Source organism: Lentzea sp. NPDC054927 (assembly GCF_053610285.1).
In genome coordinates this window covers 44,235-63,439 of the sequence record NZ_JBSGXZ010000029.1, presented here as the reverse complement: position 1 = coordinate 63,439, position 19,205 = coordinate 44,235, and the positions used below count along the sequence as shown (strand labels likewise).

General features: G+C 70.1%; 17 protein-coding genes. 11 read left to right on the top strand and 6 right to left on the bottom strand.

What is annotated here, in order from left to right; all coding sequences use genetic code 11:
* Window positions 1-16: 16 nt before the first annotated feature.
* Window positions 17-2,410, top strand: a complete 2,394-nt coding sequence (locus ACWGE0_RS30550) for a hypothetical protein (RefSeq protein WP_452264355.1) — start codon at window positions 17-19, stop codon at window positions 2,408-2,410.
* A 13-nt stretch (window positions 2,411-2,423) separates the two neighbouring features.
* Entirely contained in the window at window positions 2,424-3,011 is a 588-nt protein-coding gene (locus ACWGE0_RS30545; protein WP_452264354.1) for a superoxide dismutase family protein, read from the top strand.
* Between the two features lie 27 nt (window positions 3,012-3,038).
* On the opposite strand, the gene ACWGE0_RS30540 is transcribed toward ACWGE0_RS30545, so the two are convergent.
* Window positions 3,039-4,334: a helix-turn-helix domain-containing protein gene (locus ACWGE0_RS30540; RefSeq protein ID WP_452264353.1), complete on the bottom strand. Its 1,296-nt coding sequence runs from the start codon at window positions 4,332-4,334 to the stop codon at window positions 3,039-3,041.
* A 142-nt stretch (window positions 4,335-4,476) separates the two neighbouring features.
* Between ACWGE0_RS30540 and ACWGE0_RS30535 the strand changes: the two genes are divergently transcribed.
* From ACWGE0_RS30535 to ACWGE0_RS30525, 3 genes are all read left to right on the top strand, one after another.
* A complete protein-coding gene (locus ACWGE0_RS30535; protein ID WP_452264352.1) occupies window positions 4,477-7,086 on the top strand; it encodes a type 2 lanthipeptide synthetase LanM family protein in 2,610 nt (869 codons plus the stop codon).
* A complete protein-coding gene (locus tag ACWGE0_RS30530; RefSeq protein ID WP_452264351.1) occupies window positions 7,083-7,271 on the top strand; it encodes a hypothetical protein in 189 nt (62 codons plus the stop codon). Before ACWGE0_RS30535 ends, ACWGE0_RS30530 begins: the two co-directional genes overlap by 4 nt.
* Before the next feature lie 88 nt (window positions 7,272-7,359).
* Window positions 7,360-10,233, top strand: a complete 2,874-nt coding sequence (locus tag ACWGE0_RS30525) for an AAA family ATPase (protein ID WP_452264350.1) — start codon at window positions 7,360-7,362, stop codon at window positions 10,231-10,233.
* On the opposite strand, the gene ACWGE0_RS30520 is transcribed toward ACWGE0_RS30525, so the two are convergent.
* Window positions 10,182-10,580 carry a hypothetical protein gene (locus tag ACWGE0_RS30520; protein ID WP_452264349.1) on the bottom strand — a complete coding sequence of 133 codons (399 nt, stop codon included), beginning with the start codon at window positions 10,578-10,580 and terminating at the stop codon, window positions 10,182-10,184. The genes ACWGE0_RS30525 and ACWGE0_RS30520 overlap by 52 nt on opposite strands.
* 113 nt (window positions 10,581-10,693) lie before the next feature.
* Between ACWGE0_RS30520 and ACWGE0_RS30515 the strand changes: the two genes are divergently transcribed.
* A complete protein-coding gene (locus tag ACWGE0_RS30515) occupies window positions 10,694-10,948 on the top strand; it encodes a DUF4383 domain-containing protein (RefSeq protein WP_452264402.1) in 255 nt (84 codons plus the stop codon).
* 90 nt (window positions 10,949-11,038) lie between these two features.
* On the opposite strand, the gene ACWGE0_RS30510 is transcribed toward ACWGE0_RS30515, so the two are convergent.
* Window positions 11,039-11,515, bottom strand: coding sequence for a DUF1360 domain-containing protein (locus tag ACWGE0_RS30510; RefSeq protein ID WP_452264348.1), 477 nt, complete (start codon window positions 11,513-11,515; stop codon window positions 11,039-11,041).
* A 271-nt stretch (window positions 11,516-11,786) separates the two neighbouring features.
* Here ACWGE0_RS30510 and ACWGE0_RS30505 point away from each other — a divergent pair, with 271 nt between their 5' ends.
* From ACWGE0_RS30505 to ACWGE0_RS30495, 3 genes are read left to right on the top strand one after another with little or no spacing between them, the layout of a single operon-like run.
* Window positions 11,787-12,776, top strand: a complete 990-nt coding sequence (locus tag ACWGE0_RS30505; RefSeq protein WP_452264347.1) for an efflux RND transporter periplasmic adaptor subunit — start codon at window positions 11,787-11,789, stop codon at window positions 12,774-12,776.
* On the top strand, window positions 12,776-13,495 hold the full coding sequence (locus ACWGE0_RS30500) for an ABC transporter ATP-binding protein (RefSeq protein WP_452264346.1): 720 nt from the start codon (window positions 12,776-12,778) through the stop codon (window positions 13,493-13,495). The genes ACWGE0_RS30505 and ACWGE0_RS30500 overlap by 1 nt, the downstream gene beginning before the upstream one ends.
* A complete protein-coding gene (locus ACWGE0_RS30495; RefSeq protein ID WP_452264345.1) occupies window positions 13,495-14,817 on the top strand; it encodes an ABC transporter permease in 1,323 nt (440 codons plus the stop codon). Before ACWGE0_RS30500 ends, ACWGE0_RS30495 begins: the two co-directional genes overlap by 1 nt.
* 79 nt (window positions 14,818-14,896) lie before the next feature.
* Here ACWGE0_RS30495 and ACWGE0_RS30490 read toward each other — a convergent pair whose 3' ends face one another.
* Window positions 14,897-15,607 (bottom strand): TetR/AcrR family transcriptional regulator, encoded by a 711-nt coding sequence (locus ACWGE0_RS30490; RefSeq protein ID WP_452264344.1) that lies wholly within the window; start codon window positions 15,605-15,607, stop codon window positions 14,897-14,899.
* Window positions 15,608-15,710: 103 nt separating this feature from the next.
* Here ACWGE0_RS30490 and ACWGE0_RS30485 point away from each other — a divergent pair, with 103 nt between their 5' ends.
* Window positions 15,711-17,078: an MFS transporter gene (locus ACWGE0_RS30485; protein WP_452264343.1), complete on the top strand. Its 1,368-nt coding sequence runs from the start codon at window positions 15,711-15,713 to the stop codon at window positions 17,076-17,078.
* Here the strand turns inward: ACWGE0_RS30485 and ACWGE0_RS30480 are convergent.
* Window positions 17,075-17,860, bottom strand: coding sequence for an aldo/keto reductase (locus tag ACWGE0_RS30480; protein ID WP_452264401.1), 786 nt, complete (start codon window positions 17,858-17,860; stop codon window positions 17,075-17,077). The genes ACWGE0_RS30485 and ACWGE0_RS30480 overlap by 4 nt on opposite strands.
* Window positions 17,861-17,915: 55 nt before the next feature.
* Window positions 17,916-18,680 carry an SDR family NAD(P)-dependent oxidoreductase gene (locus ACWGE0_RS30475; RefSeq protein ID WP_452264342.1) on the bottom strand — a complete coding sequence of 255 codons (765 nt, stop codon included), beginning with the start codon at window positions 18,678-18,680 and terminating at the stop codon, window positions 17,916-17,918.
* A gap of 83 nt (window positions 18,681-18,763) precedes the next feature.
* Here ACWGE0_RS30475 and ACWGE0_RS30470 point away from each other — a divergent pair, with 83 nt between their 5' ends.
* Complete coding sequence (locus ACWGE0_RS30470; protein WP_452264341.1) at window positions 18,764-19,201, top strand: MarR family winged helix-turn-helix transcriptional regulator; 438 nt, start codon at window positions 18,764-18,766, stop codon at window positions 19,199-19,201.
* The last annotated feature ends 4 nt before the right edge of the window (window positions 19,202-19,205 follow it).

Below are 19,205 nucleotides of genomic sequence, written 5' to 3'. Positions count from 1 at the left end.
TAAAGGGAGGCCGGCGATGAGTCCACGGGCCTTGGAACTGCGCATCCACGGGGTCAACAACACGCCCCCGGACGCCATGCTGGCGCTCCCCGATCACGCGGTCGAACAGTTCCGCGGCGACCGGTTCGGCAGCTTCTGGAGGCCCAAGCCGGACAAACTCGCCGATCTGCCGCCCGACCACGCCGGGCAGGTGCCCGCGGACGTGCGGCGCGAGGCGTACTCGTGGGGCGGGATGGCGCGCAGCACTCCCGGGGTGCCGGGCAGCGGGGTGCCGTCGGTGCTCGCGAACGTGCTGGGGCGGATCGGGTGGGCGTTGCTGCTGCCGTTCGGGCTGGCGAACGTGGCCTACTGGTCACGTCGGTTGCCGGATGACTCGGTGCCCACGACCAAGCACATGGTGTGGTGGAACGCCGGGCGCGGCGCGGCCTCCACGCGGTTGTTCGGGCTGGGGCTCACGGTGCTGCTGGTGCTGTCCGTGTGCGAGGTGGCGATCGACATCTACGCCGTCCAATGCTCGTTGCCGGGCACGACCTGCAAGCGGCTGCCGGAGTTCCTGGACCTGCTCGGTGATCCGGCGCGGCACGTCAGGGTGCTCGCCGCGTCCGCCGTGCCGGTGTTGCTGTTGCTCGGGTTGCTCGCGCTGACGTCGTTGTCCCGCAGCAGGTACGAGGGGACGACGATGCGGCGCAAGCCGGTGCGGCGACCCGGCGTGATGCTCAGCCGGTCGTCGATGTGGGAGGGCAGCCCGCGGATCCGCCGGCTCACCCGCCTGCACATCGCGGCCGGGTGTTGCGTGGTGGTGCTGGTGACGAGCGCTCAGCAGTTGCAGCACGCGTTCTTCCTGATACTCACCGTGCTCGCCGGTGGACTGCTGGCCCTGGTCATGGGTCGCGTGGTGGTGACGGCGACGGACTGCCCGGACGTGCCGTCGACCGAGAAGGGCGGCCTGTGGTCGTGGCTGCTGATGATCTCGTCGGTGATCGTGCTGGTGGCGCACGGGTTCGCGCTGTACGCGATCGCGCCGGACTTCACCGGCCCGCTGTGGCTGACGTCGTGGGGGCCGCCGGTCGTCACGGTGGCGCTGCTCGGATCGGTGCTGGCGGCGTGGTCGTGGCGGCGCAACGACGCCAAGGGGCCTTTGATTCTGCTCGTGCTGTTCGTCGTGTTCATGGTTGCCACGTATTGGGTTTCACTCGCTTGGGTCGGCGCGGCGGTGGCCGGCGGGGTGCTCGCGTGGCGGGCGCGGCCGCGGCACGGTGACGAGTGGCAGGCGTGGCGCGGGGCGGGACCCGGTGTGCTGCTGGGGTTGTCGCTGACCTCGTCGGTGATGTTGTCGGCGGTGCTGGTGCTGACGTTCCGCGGCTGGGTGGGGACCGGGCTGCGGGCACCGTCGTTCTACTCGTGGTTCAGCGCGGCGTTCGCGGTGGCGCTGGTTCCGTTGGTGCTGCTGGTGATCGCCCAGGCCGTCACGTTGCTGTCGCGGCTGCTCGCGCCCGCCGTGCTCGACGGCGAGGCCGAGGTGCTCGTCGTGCGGGTGCGGCACATGGTCGCCGTGACGCACCGTTCGGAGAACGTCGTCGGCGTGCTGTCGACGCTCGGCGTGCTCGCGTTGATCCTGACCTGCTACCTGACGTTCGACGCGCCTTCGTGGTCGCAGTGGCAGGGCGTGACGTGGGTGGCGGGCAAGGGCGACTGGATCACCGGGCTCGCCGGGGTCGCGGTGATCGGGTCGTTCGTCGGAGCCGGAATGCTCACCAACCGCCGGCCGCTCGGGCTGTTGTGGGACCTGATGTGCTTCCTGCCGCGCACGGCGCATCCGTTCGCACCGCCCTGTTATGCCGAGCGCGCGGTGCCGGAGATCGCCGACCGCTCCCGCGAGTTCCTGGACGAGTCGCCTGATCATCGCGTGGTGCTGTCCGCGCACAGCCTGGGCGCGGTGCTGGCCGTGGCGGCGCTGTTCGCGTTGCCGGAAGGGTATTTGCGGCGGGTTCAGCTGCTGACGTACGGCGTGCAGCTGCGGCCGTACTTCGGGCGGATCTTCCCCGAACTGCTCGGTCCCGCCGTGCTCGGCACGCCCGAGGTGCGGGCGGGCGCGTTGTTCTCGTGCGATCCGTGGCGGCGAAAGCCTGGCGAGGCGCCGGAACGCGGCCTCACGACGTTGCTGGGCGAGAACTGGATAAACCTGTGGCGCCGCACTGATTATCTCGGCTTCCCGGTGCACGGCTGGGAGGACAACCCGCTTGATCGCCGGGCAAATGAGACGGACGGCTCTCCGGACAAAGTGGAGACTCACGGCGGTTATCACCTGTGTGCGGCCTATCGGCAGGCGTTCACCGACCTCGTCTCAATTGATCTGAACCAGTCACCCGATGGTGGACGTGGAGGGGGTGGGAACCTGGAAAGCCGTTGACTCAAGGAGAGACATGCGCACGACTGTGGCCGCCCTCGTGGGTGCCGTACTGCTCACCGCCGGACTGGCCGCCTGCTCGAGCGAGGCCCCGTCCTCCTCTCAGGCGCCGCCCGCCATCAAGCCGGTGGCCGAGACCGACGTCGCGGCCCCCGCGGGCTCCGGCGACCAGCCGAAGGGCATCACCTACGATGTCAAGCGAATCCCGTTGGGCGCCAAGCTCTCCGTTGGCTCGTCCGTCTCAGGTGGACAGACGACCGTCGAACTGAAGGTGTCCGGCCTGCTGCCGAACACCAAGTACGGCTCGCACGTGCACACCAAGCCGTGCGGCGCCAAGCCCGCCGACTCGGGCCCGCACTACCAGAACGAGAAGGACCCGGTGACGCCGAGCGTCGACCCGAAGTACGCCAACGCCCAGAACGAGATCTGGCTCGACTTCACCACCGACGCGCAGGGCGCCGCGACCGGCACCGCGACGGTGAAGTGGGAGTTCCGCAAGGGCGAGGCGAACGCGGTCATCGTGCACGCCACGCACTCCAGCACCGAGCACGGCAAGGCGGGCACCGCCGGTGACCGCCTCGCCTGCCTGACCGCTCAGTTCTAGCCGTTCGCAGATCCCTAACAGGCCAGGTCAGGGCCAGGTCAGGGCCACACCCCCAGCGAGGTGTGGCCCTGACACCGGTTCCAGCACCGCCGCGCGCACGAGGTTGAGCACCTCGTATCGGGGTCCCGCGCGGCGGACCAGTCCGCGCACGCACAAGCCGCGCGCGTCGTCGTCGCCGGTGTCGTACCCGGCGTCGTGCCCGTCAGCCATCCGCGTGAGCAGCGCGAGCTCGTCGGAGTCCAATGTGGACAGTGAGCGGCGCAGCGAGTCGCGCAGGTGCGCCGACGTCGGGTCCATCGGGTTGGACCGCAGCCGTTCCAGCAGGTGCTGCGGCGAGTAGACCATGAACCACCCGGCGGCGAACTCCAGCGCCGACGGCAACCCGTCCAGCTCGTGCACGAGCCCGGTCAGCGCGGCCTGGTTGCCGGGTTCCGCCCGGAACCCCGGCCGCACCCGGTGCACGTGCGTGAGCAGCAACCGCACCGCGGCGTCATCACCCAACGGCGCCAACGGGAACACGTGCTCGCCGGGCAGCCCGGCCGGTGCCAGCGCGGTGACCACGATCCGCAGCCGCGGGTGGGCGGCCAGCAGGCACAGGTCGGGCAGGCGGTCGGTGACGAGGACGGTGTCCTGGTCGTCGTCGATCACCGGCGTGCGCGTCGGATGCCACAACACCGACCAGCCGAGCCGGAAGTGCAGCTCGCCCGCCACCTCCAGCGCGAGCCGTGTCTTGCCGACCCCGCTGACGCCCGTGATCGTGACCAGCCGCCGTCCCGCGCCCGCCTCCCGCCCGGAGGCACACGCCCCGTCCGCAGCGCACCCCTCGGCCATCGCACCGACGCCCGTCGCCAGCAGGTCCGTCAGCGCCGCGCCGCCGGGAAGACGACCTGGGGACCGGGTGGGGCCCTCGGTCCCGTTCCCCTCGGCGAGCGCGCCGTCCGAGACCACACCACCACTTGCCGTGCCGCCCTGGCGGCCCCGAGCCACGACCGCACCCTCCGCGGCACGGGACTCGGCCAGCAGGTCCATCAGTGCGAGGGTTTCCACCTCGCGGCCCACGATCACCGCGGTCGGCGCGGGCGGTGCCACCGGCACCGGGCCCACCGGCCTTCCGCCGGCCTGTTGCAGGTTCGCGCGGCTGCCCTCGTCCAGCCGCAGCCCGTCCGCGAGCAGGCGCACCGTCTCGGCGCGTGGCGACCGGGTGCGCCCGCATTCCAGGTCGCGGATGGCCCGCACGCTCACCATCGCGAAGTCAGCCAGCTGTTGCTGGGTCAGGCCAGCGTGGATGCGGTGCGTGCGCAGTAGTTCGCCGAACTCCCTCATGCCCGTTCCCTCCTCGGACCTCGAGTCTCAGGCCGTGGGAGCGGGGAAACATGGGGTGTGGTCCCCCATATTCACGTCCGGACGCAAATCTGGGGGTCTCGTCCCCATGTGCTCGCGGGTCGCGCGTGCGAAGTTCTCCGGTGTGACCTCCGCTGCCGAGACCAGCACAGGCGAGAGCTGGACAGCGGCCTTCGCGCACGCGCTGCGCCCGTTGATCGACGCTGCCCGCACCGAGATCGCGCCGCCGTTCGACGCCGCGTTCGCCGAGCAACTCGGCCGGCGGCTGGTGGGCATCGCGGCCCGCACGCTGGTGCTGGAGCTGCACCGGGCCCGCGGCACGTTGGACGGGAGCACGGGGGCCGAGCGGTTCGACGACTTCACCCGGACGCTCGACCTGTCCGCGGTCTTCTCCCGCTACCCGGTGCTGGCGCGGCTGCTCGCACAGGCCTGTGAGCAGGCCGTTTCCGTGCACCACGAGCTGTCGTCGCGGTTCACCCGCGACCGGGCGGAGATCGTCCGGGAGGTGTTCGGCGGGCTCGATCCCGGTGCGCTGGTGTCGATCGAGACGGGCCTGGGGGATCCGCACCTGCAGGGGCGGACGGTCGCGATCCTGAGTTTCGAGTCCGGGACGAAGCTGGTCTACCGGCCACGACCGGCCGACCTGCACGTCCGGTTCGTCGCCCAACTGGCATGGCTTTCCACGCGGACTGGAATCGCCTTCCGATCGCCACGGCTGCTCACCCGCGACGGGTACGGGTGGCTCGAACACGTCGAGTACGAACCGTGCGCGGACGTGGCCGGGGTCGCCGAGTTCTACCGCCGGCTGGGTGCGCTGCTGGCCCTGCTCTACGCCGTCGACGGCACGGACATGCACTACGAGAACCTGATCGCGTGCGGGGACCAGCCGGTGCTCGTGGACGTGGAGACGCTGTTCCACCCGACGCCCGGCGGGTCCGAGGACCCGGCGGCACTGGCGCTGGCCCGCTCGGTGTACCGCACGGCACTGCTCCCCCACGTGCTGCTGGGCGACAACGGCGTCGTGGACGTGGGCGGCGTCGGCGGTGACCGGGGCGCGCCGTCGCCGTTGGACGTCGTCGACTGGGCCGACGCGGGAACGGACCGGATGCGGCTCGTGCGGCGGCCCAGCGTGTCCGCTGGAGCGTTCAACCGGCCGTTGCTGCACGGGACCCCGGCCGAGCCCGCCGACTACCAGGACTCGCTGCTCGCGGGGTTCCGCGCGGGCTACGACGCGATCGTGGCGCATCGGGACGAGTTGCTGCGGCTGGTGCGGGCGTGCGCGGACGACGAGGTGCGGTTCGTGGCGCGGGCGACGCGTCAATACGCAAGATTGCTCGACGAGTCGACACATCCGTCTGTCTTGGCCGATGCGCTGGACCGCGATCTGGCGTTTGGTGTTCTCGTGGTCGACGATCCCCTGCTCGATCGGCTGGTGCCGTTCGAGGTCGCTGATCTGTGGCGCGGTGACGTGCCGCTGTTCACCTGCCGGCCGGGCTCCCGCGACCTGTGGACCGGGTCCGGGCTCCGGCTGCCGGGGATGCTGCCGGAGCCCGGACTGCACGCCGTCGAACGCAAGATCGCGGCGATGAGCGAGGTCGACCGGCACGACCAGCAATGGGTGATCGCGGCGGCGCTCGCGTCGCGGCCGAGACCGGTCTCGCACCACTCCGCCGCCTCGTTGTCCTGCGACGTCGCCCCGGTCGACCCCGATCCGGCACGGCTGCTGGTCGCCGCCTGCGGGATCGCGGACCAGATCCTCGCGCACGCGGTCACCGGCGAGAACCGGGTCAACTGGCTCGGGCTCGAACTGGTCGACGACAGGCATTGGGCGGTGCAGCCGCTCGGAGCCGGTTTGTCCAACGGCTACACGGGTGTCGCGCTGTTCCTCGCGGAGCTGGGAGCGCTGACCGGGGCGGCCAGGTACGTCGACTTCGCCGTGGACGCGATGCGCCCCCTGCCAGCGCTGCTGGAGCTGTTCGCCTCGACGCCGGAACTCGTCTCGGCGGCCGGCGGAGGACTGCACGGCCTGGGCGGCATCTGTTACGGGCTGGCGCGGCTGACCCCGTTGCTCAGCCTCGATCCCGCACTGCTCTCAACGGCGGTGTCGCTGATGCCGCTGGAAGATTCGTCGATGAGCGTAGTGGACGGTGTCGCGGGCTCGCTCGCCGCGATGCTCGCCGTCGGTACCCGTGATTCTCTGGCGCTCGCGGACCACTACGCGACGGTCCTACGTGGGGCGATTTGTTCCACGAATGGCTTCGCCCGTGGTCATGCGGGAATCGGATGGGCTCTGCGGCGTTACGCGGCAACGGTTTCGAACGAGTCAACAGATGTGACAGGCCTGGCCTTCCTGGAGAGCGACGCCATCGACCCGACCGACTCCGGTTGGTGCGGTGGTCTCGCGGGCGTGGCCGTGGCACGAGACGACGAACGCCTGGCCGGCTTGCTGGCATCACGGGAACCGTTGCGGGACATGAGTCTCTGCCACGGCGAACTGGGCATCGTCGAAGCACTGGCCGCGTACCACCCCAGCGCCGCGACCCGCCGCACGGCGCTCTTGCTGGGAGCCCTGGACGACCACGGCCCGCGCTGCGCCACGCCTGGCGGCGTGCCATCGCCCGGCCTGCTCACGGGCCTGGCCGGAATCGGCCACGGCCTGCTGCGCCAAGGGTTCCCGGTGCCATCGGTCCTGCTGCTGGAACCAACACAACACATCGAGGAGTGCACCAGATGAACGAATCCCTGCACCGCCCGGCCGCCCAGACCGACGAGGTCGAGCACGTGATCGGGGACATGGAGCTCACCCCGAAGACCTTCGCGGGTGCGCGGGCCCGCGCGATGGTGGGCCTGACGCTGGCGGTGGGTGCCTTCGCGTCGATCACGCCCACGCTGTCGGACACGAGCGTCAGCGTCCAGTAGACCCAACACACTCGGGGTAGAAACTTCGACGTCGAATATGCCTGGGCAGCCGATACGGAACGGACGTCCCGGCCGCTAGGGTCCAGCCATGCAGACCCGAGCGCCCCACGTGGTCGGCCGTGATCGAGAGGTCGCGGCCATCACGGGGGCACTCGGACACGCGCGCGGATCCCGTGGTGGCGCGGTCTTCCTGACCGGCGAGGCCGGCATCGGCAAGTCCCGGCTGGCCCGCTACGCCGCCGGCCGGGCGTTCGAGCTGGGCATGCGGGTGCTGAAAGGACGCGGCACGACGATCGGCCCGATGGTGCCGTTTCGTCCAATCGCGGAGGCCCTTCTGGGCCTCTTCCGCGGTGAACCGCCGGACGACTCCGCGCTCGGGCCGTACAAACCCGTGCTGGGCAAGCTGATCCCGGAGTGGAACGACCACAGGTCCACGTCGGAATCCGTCCTCGTGCTGGCGGAAGCGGTGCTCAGACTGCTCGGGTCCGTCGCACGGAAGACGCCGTGCCTGCTCGTCCTCGAAGACCTGCACGAGGCCGACGCCGAGACGCTCGCCGTCATCGAGTACCTCGCGGACAACCTGGAGGAGCAACCGGTTCTGCTGCTCGCCACGATCCGCACCGAGCCGGGCAACGCACTGGAGCTGATCCACCGGATGGTGCAGCGCGGCTCCGGCAGCCTGATGGAACTGCGCAGGCTGACGCAGGACGAGGTCGGGCAGATGACGGCCGCCTGCCTGGAAAGCGACCGGGTGCCGGCCGAGCTCACAGATCGCTTGTGGACGGACAGCGCCGGAAACCCGTTCGTCATCGAGGAACTGCTGCACGGCATGGTGAGCGGCGGCCTGCTCGTCGCCGGTGCCCAGGGCTGGCAGGTGCTCGGCGAGCTCAAGCTGCCGGTACCGGCGGCGTTCGTGCGCAGCGTCGCGCACCGCACGGACCGGCTGGGACCGCAGGGCCGCGAGGTGCTGTCCATCGCGGCCGTGCTCGGCCACCGGTTCCCGCTCTCCGTGGTGCAGCGGGTGAGCGGCACCGACGACCGCGGGTTGCTGAGCCACCTGCACGCCGGGGTCGCCGCACAGCTCGTGACGCCCGACGAGCCCGCCCCCGACTGGTACGCGTTCCGGCATCCCCTGACCGCGGACGCGTTGCTCACGCAGCTGACCCCGGCCGAACGCACGGAACTGTCCCAGCGCACCGCCGACGCGATCGAGGACCTGCATCCCGGGCTGCCCGGCGACTGGTGCCCGCTCGTCGCGAAACTGCGGTTCGACGCCGGTTCCGCCACGCGGGCAGGTCTGCTGTTCGCGGAGGCGGGCAGGAGGGCGCTGGCGAGCGGTGGCGCGGAGTCGGCGGTCGCGTTGCTGGATCGCGCACAACACTTGCTGGACAACGAGGTCACCGCCCGCGCCGACGTCCTCGACACCCTTCTCCCCGCGCTGGCCGTGCAGGGCGACTTCGACCGCGCCTTCGCCTTGGACATCACCCTGCCCGGCCTGGACAGCACCCGCCGCGCGAAGCTGCACACCCGGCTCGCCCGCGTCGCCCACACCGCCGGGTGGTTCACCGAAGGCGTGGAACAGGTGCGCGTCGCCCGCACGCTGCTGGGCCCCGGCGCGCCCGACGAGCTGACCGCGCAGCTGGACGTCAACTCTGCCTACCTCACGCTGAACATCCCGAGCGCGGACCGGATCTCCTCGGCTGCGGCGCTGGCCAGGCAGGCCGCTCATGCCGCCGCACGGGCACAGCTGCCGGCGGTGGCGTGCGAGGCGTGGCAACTGCTCGGGATCATCGCCCGCGAGCAGGACCTGGCCGAGGCCAACGCGTGCTTCGGCAAAGCCCTGGCACTCGCTGACGCACATCAGATGCCGATCCAGCACGCCACCGCGCTGGTGCGGCGGGCGGGCAACGACTGGCTCGAACACGGCAGCACCGAGGCGCTCAGCCGCTCACACTCGGAGGCGTTCCGGACGGGCGCGATCACGGTGGCGCACAACGTGGACGCCATCCTGGCGCTGCAGTCCGTGCTCGTCGGCGACTACGCGGTGGCGGCGGAGGAGATCGACAGGTGCCTGGAGATCACCGAGCGCCTGCGGTTCCACGCGCTGACCCGTTATCTGTTGATGGCGAAGGCGACACTGGCCGCACACCGCGCCGACCGCGCCGGAACCGACGACGCCGTCGCGAAGTTCGAGTCCGTCGGGAAGAGCAGCGCCCAGGAGTACCCGCTCTGCATCGGGCTCGCCCGCGCGTTCTGCGCCCTGCTCGAGGAGAACCACGCACTGGCGACGCAGGAGCTCGACCGCGCTCTTGCGCTGGAGTCGCAGAACCCCACCACGTTCCACCTGTCCGGCACGCACGGCATGCGCGTGCTGCTCGGCGTGCTCGACGGCCGCTTCGGCTGGTCCGACTTCCGGGCACAGGTGGACTCGAGTGCCGCCACCATGCGCTGGAACCGGCAGTTCGCGGATCTGGCGCACGCCGTTCTCCTCGGCCGTGACGGCAGGTGCGAGGAGGCCCTGGCCGCTTTCGCCCGCGCCCAGGACGCCGCCGCGCTGTACCCGCTGGCCCGCCACCTGGGCCTGCGCCTGGTCGCCCCGGCAGTCACCGGGTGGGGTGATCCGGTGGGCTGGCTGCGGTCGGCCGAGGAGTACTTCCACCAGAAGGGGATCCCGGCGGTGGCCTCGGCGTGCCGGGGACTGCTCAGGCAGGCCGGAGCGCCGGTGCAGCAACGCCGCAGCGGTACCGAGCAGGTGCCGCGGCAGTTGCGCGGGCACGGCGTGACGGTGCGCGAGTTCGAGGTGTTCGTGTTGCTGGCTGACCGAATGGGCAACAAGGCCATCGGGACCAGGCTGCACATCTCGCCGCGCACGGTCGAGAAGCACGTGGCGTCGCTGATCGCGAAGACGGGTCAGCCGGACCGGGAGTCCCTGTCGGCGTACGCGGCGGCACTGAGCCGCTGACGCTCGCGCTTGAGCCGTGCCTCGTGCTCGTGGCGCCTGCCGCCGCCCAAGTCGTTCCTGGTGGCGCGCTCCACATCGCGGAACACGTCGTAGTAGGTGTCGTCGTACAGGTCGACGATCTCGAACGTCCACTTCCCCGGCAACACGTTCCTGCCGACCAGGTCCCGCTGCACGCGGTCCGCGTGGTCGTGGTGGCCCGCCGCGCGCAACGCGGCGATCGCCTCGTCGAGCATGAAATCCGCACTGCCGGTGAGCTGGTGGAACGAGTAGAGGTGGCCGCGCGCCTGTTCCACGGTCTCCAGTGCTTTGCTGAGCTTGCCGAGAGCTTCGATCGTCTGGTCGTCCATACCGGTCCGGATACCCCGCCCGCGTTCGTGCCTACCCGCGCCGGGTAGCCGATCGCCGACCGTGTCCATCACAGAACGAGGTGACTCCCGTGGTCGACGTCAGGACACGCACCCTGGTCCAGCAGGCGGCGCTCGTCGTCGCGGCGGTGTTCTTCCTGGCCGCACGCGCGGCCGCCGGCTCGCGGGCGTTCCTGATCGGCGGCGGCGCGATCTACCTGGTGCTGTGGCCGTACGGCCTGGTGATCGACAAGATGAGCACTGCCAACTTCGTGCCGCTCGACACCGCGGACGACTGGCTGCACTTCGTCCTCGGCATCGGCATGATCGGACTGGGCGTGGCGCTCGGCCGGCGTGCCGCCGTGCGCTGACACCGTTGGCGTAGAAGAAGAATTCGTTGCTCTCGGTACGGTGTCCGGCCGCAGTCCGTTGCGGGCGGACACCGCTCCGGCGCGCCGGAGTCATGACTTCTGGTTGCCGTACAGGAGGTTCAGCGCGTCCGACGCCGCGACGGCGGTGAGCACCGTCGACACCAGGCGGGTCAGCCGCGGCGCGAACACCAAGCCCGCGGTGAGCCCGCTCGCGATCCACACGCCCGCGCAGAACGGGCACGTGAGCAGTTCGCCGATCGCGTGCCGCGCCGGATGGTCCGAGCGGACGGACTCCTTGAGCTCCGCGTGCCCTTCCGGTTCCTCATAGCGGGTGAACGGAGCTCTCAGCGGGCTCGTCACGGCCTCCTTGGTGAGCAACCGGCTCGCTTTGTGCGTCGCCACGCCGACCAGCGCGGTGTCGGCGAGCGAGAACCGTTCGGGCAGCTGGACACCGGTCAGGCGCCCGGCCACCGTGACGGCGCCGGCGAGAACCGCGTAGCTGCCGATCGCCAGGAGGTAGCCCGGCAACGGCCTGTCCTCGCCGTACGCCTTCCAGATCCGCCTCATGCGTGCGAAACCTCCGCGCTGACGACGGAGAGGTACTTCTGGATCTGGATGGGATTCGATTGGCTCATGGGGCGCGAGTACCCGTCAGGAATCGGCTGAATCCGGCTCGGTCACCGCGGTAAGCGCATTCACACGTGGCCCCCTTCCGGTCAACGCCCGGAAACCCGTGGCCACCAGGTCGATGCCACATCGGCCGAAAGTCCGATGCAACCTCCCCGGCCCATCAGGTGTCCTTATCGGTAGGTTGGTCGAAACGACATGGGGGACATTCGTGCGCAAAATTCTTCTCGCGCCGCTGTGCGCGCTGGTCACGGTAGCCGTGGCGGCGTGCAGTCCGTCAGGTCCGGACCAGACCAATCCGGAGCTGGCACCGCGCGGTACGACGATGACGAAGGTCAAGCCGACCAAGCAGGACCTGACGACCAAGCTGAGCATCAACGGCAAGGTCGAGATGAACCCGACGTTCGGGCTCGTCGCGCCGGTCGCGGGTCAGGTGCGGTTCTTCGAGATCTCGCCGCCCAACGGCACGCCGACCAAGCCCGTCCGGGTCGCGACGGTGTGGAAGGACGGGGCGCCGAACTACGTCGAGATCCCGGCCGGTGCCACGTTCGGCGGCAGGCTCGTCGACGACAAGGCCACGGTGACCGCGGGCATGCCGCTCGCCTCGGCCAAGCACGTCGGATACGCGCTGGTCGGCGACATCGACGGCGCGCAGGCGTACAAGATCAGCGGTGCGCTCACGGACGTGACGGCGCAGATCAAGAACGGCCCCGGCCCGTTCCCGTGCACCGTGCTCGGCACCATCGCCGCGCTGCCGCAGGCCACCATCCCGGAGAAGCCCAAGGACACGCCGGACCCCAAGACCGAGACCACGGGCCAGCAGCAACAGCCCAAGCAGCCCGACCAGCCGCAGCAGCCCAGTGCGTCGACCGGACTGCGCATCGTGTGCACCGGCGGCGCGGACGTGCAGATGATCAACGGCGCCACCGCGTCGATCGAGGTCACCACCGGCAAGGCCGCGCAGGCGCTGGTCGTTCCGGTCGAGGCCGTGGCAGGCACGCAGGGCAAGGGCAAGGTCGACGTGATCCAGCCGGACGGCTCGCGCCGGACGATCGACGTGACTTTGGGTCTCACCGACGGCAAGGTCGTCGAGATCAAGTCGGGTCTCACCGGTGACGAGGAACTGGCAGTGCCGGGCCCGAACCTGCCAGAGGGCCAGCAGCAGGGCGGCGACCCGCAGCAGAAGCCGACGGGACCGTGATGACCCCGGACGTGACCCAGCCCCAGGTGCAGCAGGTCCAGGTGCAGCAGCCGCTGATCCAGCTCAACGGCCTCACCAAAGTACTGAAGGGACAAGGAGAACCGCGCACGATCCTGTCCGGTGTGGACTTCACCGTCCTTCCTGGACAGAGCGTGGCGATCCTCGGCCGCTCCGGTTCCGGCAAGTCGACGCTGCTGAGCCTGATCGGGCTCTTCGACCGCGCGGACGAGGGCCAGTACCTCCTGCACGGCAACGACATCACCAAGCTCCCCGAGCGCAGGGCGGCGGCGCTGCGCAGCGCGGAGTTCGGGTTCGTGTTCCAGCGCTTCTTCCTGCTCAAGCACCTCACCGCGGCGCAGAACGTGGCGATGGCGCTGGTGAACGGCCAGGGCTGGTCAGCGCGCCGCAAGCGCAAGCAGCAGGTCATGGAGGCACTGGACCAGGTCGGCATCGCGCACCTCGCGAAGTCCAAGCCCACCAGGCTTTCCGGCGGTGAGCAGCAGCGCGTTGCGATCGCCCGCGCGCTCGTCCGGCAGCCGCGGATCATCCTCGCCGACGAACCGACCGGCGCGCTCGACACCGAGACCGGCAACCTCGTCGTCGAGGTGCTGCTCAACACGACCATGCAGGGCTGCGGCCTCGTGCTGGTCACGCACGACCACGACCACGCGCGCAAGATGGGCCGCGTGCTGGAGCTCCGCGACGGGCGGTTCAACTGATGTTCTCCGGCAAGTTGCGGTCCGCCCTGGTCATCGGCGGACAGGGCATCCGCGCCCGCAAACTGCGCACGTTCCTGTCGATGGTGTCGCTGTTCCTCGGCGTGCTCGCGGTCGTGGCGGTGCAGGCGGGGTCCGAGATCGCCGAACGCGCGATGCTCACCGACGTGGAGCTGCAGTCCGGCAAGGACGGCACGATCATGGGCTACATCCCCGGCGAGAAGGGCGCGCCGGGCATCGTCGAGGCTTCGCTGAAGGGCCGCTCCGACGCGGTCGCGATGATCAGCTCGCAGGCGATCATCGGCGAGCCGGGCGTGCGGCCGATCAACGAGGGCGGCATGCCGTTCGAGTACGCGGGTCAGGGCGGCTACAACGGCCCGATGATGTACTGCGACTCCAGCGGCGTCTGCCAGGAGCAGAAGGCGCCGGAGAAGAAGCCGGACGGCCAGGCGATCGAGGTCAGCATGGTCGCGCTGACCGGTGACATCCGTCCGTTCAAGCCGTTCCGCCCGGTCTCTGGCACCTGGCTCGACTTCGGCTCCGCGCCGTCGCTCGCGCCCCGGATCGTGCTGAACGAGGAAGCAGCCAAGGGCCTGCGGCAGTACCGCGTCCCCGGCGAGATGATGATCGACGGCGCCACCCACCACGTGTCGCCGCAGATCATCGGCGTGGTGCAGGACGGCAACATGCAGCCGCGGATCTACATGCGCCTCGACGAGCTGCGCACGTGGATGCCGTCGGCGACGGGGACCAGCGACGCCAACAAGTTCCGCGGCGGCACCCAGCTCGAGCTCTACCTGCAGCCGGGTTCCGACGAACTGCAGCAGCTGCTCAAGGCCAAGCTCGTCGGTGCCGGCATCCCGCAGGACCAGCTGCACTTCCAGACGGTGAAGTCCAAGGAGCGCATGGAGTCCGAGCTGCGGATCATGCGCCTGATCTTCCTCGGCATGGCGTTCATGGTGCTGCTGATCGGTGTCGCGGGCATCCTGAACGTCGGCCTCGCCACCGTCGGCGAACGCGTCGAGGAGTTCGCGCTGCGGCGCGCGGTGGGCATGTCCCGCCTGCTGCTCGCGGGCATCGTGCTCGCCGAGACGCTGCTGACCGGCCTGCTGACCGCCGCACTGGCGATCGGCGCGGGCGCGGCGGGCCTGCAGGTCGCGCTGATGATGTTCGGCGGCCGCTTCCCGTCGTTGCAGGGCACCACTTTCCCGTGGGAGGCCGGTGTCGCGGGTGTGATCGCGGGTCTGATCGCCGGTGTGCTGGGTGGCCTCATCCCGGCCATCCGCGCGGCGAGGATCCCGATCGCCACAGTCATGCGGGCCTAGAGAGGCGAGGCCCGTCGCCGGCGAAGCCCCGGACCGCATCGAGCGGGCCGGGGCTTCGTATTTCACGGTCCGTGCTTGTTCAGGCGGGGAGGCCGTTCAGCAACAAGCGCAGCGCGAAGTCGAACCGTTCGTGCTTCTCCCCCGCGTTCAGCTTGTCGGCGTGCTCGACGGTGTGCGGGAAACGGCTCACCGGCAGCATGCGCAGCCGCGCGAGCATCTCCTCGCGGTCGACGACGCGGGCGTCCTCGTCGTGGTCCGGATGCCGGCGCAGCGACGCCTCGTACGTGTACGCGCTGACGTACAACAACATCGCGTCGATCGCCCATGCCGCCTCCTGCGGTGACACGCCACCCGTCAGCAGGATCGCGAGCATGCCCTCGGTGATCCGCAGCGTGTCGAGGTTGGCAGGCGCGGCGGACAGCGCGGCGCGGGCGATGCCCGGATAGCGCAGGAACTGGTCCCGCAGCTGGGCACAGACGTCGAGGGTCTGCTCGCGCCACCGTGCGGCGTCGGGTGCGGGCAGCGTCACGCCCCGGCTGAGGGTGCCGATCAGCAGGTCGTCCAGTTCGGCCTTGTTGCGCACGTGCGCGTAGAGCGAGGCGGGGCCGGTGTCCAGCGCGGCGGCGACGCGGCGCATGGTCAGCGCGTCGAAGCCCTCGGTCTCGACCAGGCGCAACGCCGTGCCGAGGATGCGGTCGACCGTGATCGGTTCCTTGCGTGCCGCCGGTGCGTCCTGCTCCAGCGCCGCGATCTGGGACGCCCACTCGTCGCGTGAGCTCTTCCGCTTCATGCCCTCATCCTACCAGTTGACTCGAACGGTGTTCGCGAGTAGAACAGTGTTCGTGACTACTTCCCCACTCATCCGGGCCCCTGGCTCGCTCCGAGCAGCGTGGGTGGCCCTGACCGGGCTCTCCGCGGTGTTCCTGTTCGAGATGCTCGACAACTCGATCCTCAGCGTCGCGCTGCCCACGATCGGCCGCGACCTGCACGCCTCCACGACCGCCCTGCAGTGGGTGTCGAACTCCTACGCGGTCGTGTTCGGCGGCCTGATGCTGGTGTTCGGCGCCGTGGCCGACCGGGTCGGCCGCCGGCGCGTCATGCTCGCCGGGCTGGTCCTACTCGGTCTCGCGAGCCTGGCGACCGCGTTCGTGACCAGCGTGGACGGGCTGATCGTGGTCCGTTCGGCGATGGGCGTCGCGGCGGCGATGACCACTCCCGGTTCGATCGCACTGGCGTTCCGGCTGTTCCAGAACGACGACCTGCGCGTCCGCGCGATGACGCTCATCTCCACCGTGGGCCTGGTCGGCCTGGCGATCGGGCCGCCGCTCGGTGGTTTCGTGCTGACGTTCGCGCCGTGGCAGGTGTTGCTGCTCGTGAACGTCCCGATCGCGGCGCTCGCGTTCCTCGGCATCGCCCGCGGCATCGGTGCCGACACCGAACCGCACCGCGACCCGGCGGACTTCCTCGGCGGGTTCCTCGGCACCGCGACGATCGTGCTGGCCCTGGTCGTGCCGACGTTGTTCGTCGAGCAGGGCCCGCGTTCATGGCTGCCGTGGGCTGCCGGCGCGCTCACGGTCGTGGCCGCGGTTCTTTACGTGGTCCGCGCACGCACGGCCAGCCATCCGTTGCTCGACCTCGGCCTCGTCGCCCGTCCGCTGGTCGCGAGCGGTCTCGCGTACAAGGCCGCGACCGGACTGGCCGCCGCCGGCCTCACCTACCTGGTGACGCTCCAGCTGCAGCTCGACTGGGGCTGGTCCCCCGCGCTCGCCGCGGCCGGGATGCTGCCGCAGGTCGTCGTGCTGATCGCCGGAGGTCCACTGGCCAACCGGTTCGTGCGCTGGGCCGGCCTCAACCGCGCCGTGGCACTCGGTGCGGCCGCCGTCGTCGCCGGACTCGCGGTGTACGCCGTGCTGGGCCGCCTCGGTTACGCACCTGTCGCGCTCGCCCTGGTGCTGGTCGCGGCAGGCATTCGCGTCGTCGGTGTCGTCGCGGGCGTCAACGTGCTCAAAGGCCTGCCGGAGAACCGCACCTCGATCGGCGCGGCCCTCGTCGACACCGCTTCCCAGGTCACCGCTGCCGCGGGTGTCGCCGTCAGCGGCACGGTGCTCGCGGTGTTGTTCTCCGGCGGCATCGCGCAACCGGACTGGAGCGCGGCTCAGACCGCCCAGTTCGAGACAGCTGTCGCGCTGGGCGGTCTGGTCCTGACCGCGATGTCGGCCGCGCTCACCGGCTGGGCCTACCTCCGCATGCGACGCGCCTAGTTGAGCTCGTCCGGGTTCGGGCCGATGCGGCCGCCGCGGTCCAGCGTGGACAGCGCCTCGATCTCGTCGGACGCGAGCGAGAAGTCGAACACGTCGATGTTCTCCTTGATCCGGGACGGCGTCACGGACTTCGGGATCACGACGTTGCCGATCTGCAGGTGCCAGCGCAGCACGACCTGGGCCGGGGACTTGCCGTGGGCCAGCGCGATCTTCGTGACCACCGGGTCGGAGAGCAGCTCGCCGCCCTGGCCGAGCGGGGACCAGGCCTCGGTCTGGATGCCGTGCTCGGCGTGGAACGCGCGCACCTCGCCCTGCTGCAGGTACGGGTGCAGCTCGATCTGGTTGACCGCCGGCACGACGCCGGTCTCGTCGATCAGCCGCTGAAGGTGCGCGGGCTGGAAGTTGGAGACGCCGATCGCACGGACGCGCCCCTCCTTCTGCAGCTCCACGAACGCCTTCCAGGTGTCGACGTAGTTGTCGCGGGCAGGCGTCGGCCAGTGGATCAGGTACAGGTCGAGTGTGTCGAGCGCGAGCTTCTTCAGCGACGCGTCGAACGCGCGCAACGTGTTGTCGTAGCCGTGGTCGTCGTTCCACAGCTTGGTGGTGACGAAGACGTCGTCACGGTCCACACCGGACTGCGCGATCGCCGCACCCGTGCCGGCCTCGTTGCCGTAGGCAGCGGCGGTGTCGATGCTGCGGTAGCCCGCCTTCAACGCCTCCGCGACGGCGGGCGTGGCCTCCGCGTCCGGCACCTGCCAGACGCCGAAACCGAGCTGGGGCATGGAAACGCCGTTGTTGAGCTGCACGATGTTCAAAACAGATCCTTACCAGTAGTACTTAAGGGATCAGCGTCGGAGCGGTGCCGTCGTCGACGCGCAACGCGGCTCCGGTCGTCGCGGACGACAGGTCCGACGCGACGTAGGTGATGAGGTTCGCGACCTCGTGGGGGCGGATCAGGCGGCCCAGCAACAAGGTGGGGCGTTCGGTGCGGACGAACTCCGCCTCGCCGCCCTCGCCGACGCGGTCGCGGATGAACTCCTCCACGCCCGGCGTGAGCGTCGGGCCCGGCAGCACGGAGTTCACCGTGACGCCGGTGCCCTTCACGGACTGGGCCATGCCGCGCGCGATGGCGAGCTGCGCGGTCTTCGTCATGCCGTAATGGACCATCTCGGTCGGCGTGAAGACGGACGACTCGCTGCTCACGAAGATCACCCGGCCCCAGCCGCGCTCGACCATGCGCGGCGTGTAGTGCCGCGAGAGCCGTACGCCGGACATGACGTTGGTGTCGAAGTAGCGCTGCCACTCGGCGTCGTCGATCTCGAACACCGGCTGCGCGCCGTAGATGCCCAGGTTGTTGACCAGCACGTCCACGTCGGGCACCTGGCTGATCAGCGAGGCGGCGCCCTCGGCGGTCGAGATGTCCGCCGCGACACCGCGCACGTCACCGTGGGCACTCAGCTTGCCGACCGCCTCGGCCACGCGCTCCTCGCCGCGGCCGCTGACCACGACCGCGGCACCCGCCTTGAGCAGGCCTTCCGCCGTGGCGAAGCCGATGCCCGCGGTGGAGCCCGTCACAAGTGCCGTGCGTCCCGACAGATCCATGTCTCTCCCCGCTAGACTTGTTGAAGACGATTACAAGCGTACGCAATAGTTGCAGACGCTGTCTATTCGAGAGGGATTGACCTATGTCACTGGACGACGACGCCGTCCAGGCGCGCGCGCAGGGCTGGCGCACGCTCGCGGCGTTGCACGCGCGCATCGAGGACCGCCTCGAGAGAGCTCTGCAGAAGGCGCACGAACTCTCCGTCAGCGAGTACACCGTTCTGGACGTCCTCAATCGCCAGGACGGGTTCCACCTTCGGATGAACCAGCTGTCCAACGCCGTGGTGCTCAGTCAGTCGGCCACAACACGCCTGGTCACGCGGCTCGAGGACCGCGGTCTGCTGGCGCGCTACCTGTGCCCGACGGACCGCCGCGGCATCTACACCGAGGTCACCGACAAGGGCCACGACCTGCTCGCGCTCGCCCGCCCGACCCACGACGAGGTGCTCACCGCGTCGCTGGCGGAGGCCGAGGGCGTTCCGGAGCTCAAGCCACTCGTTGAGGCGCTCGCCAAGCTGTAGCGGG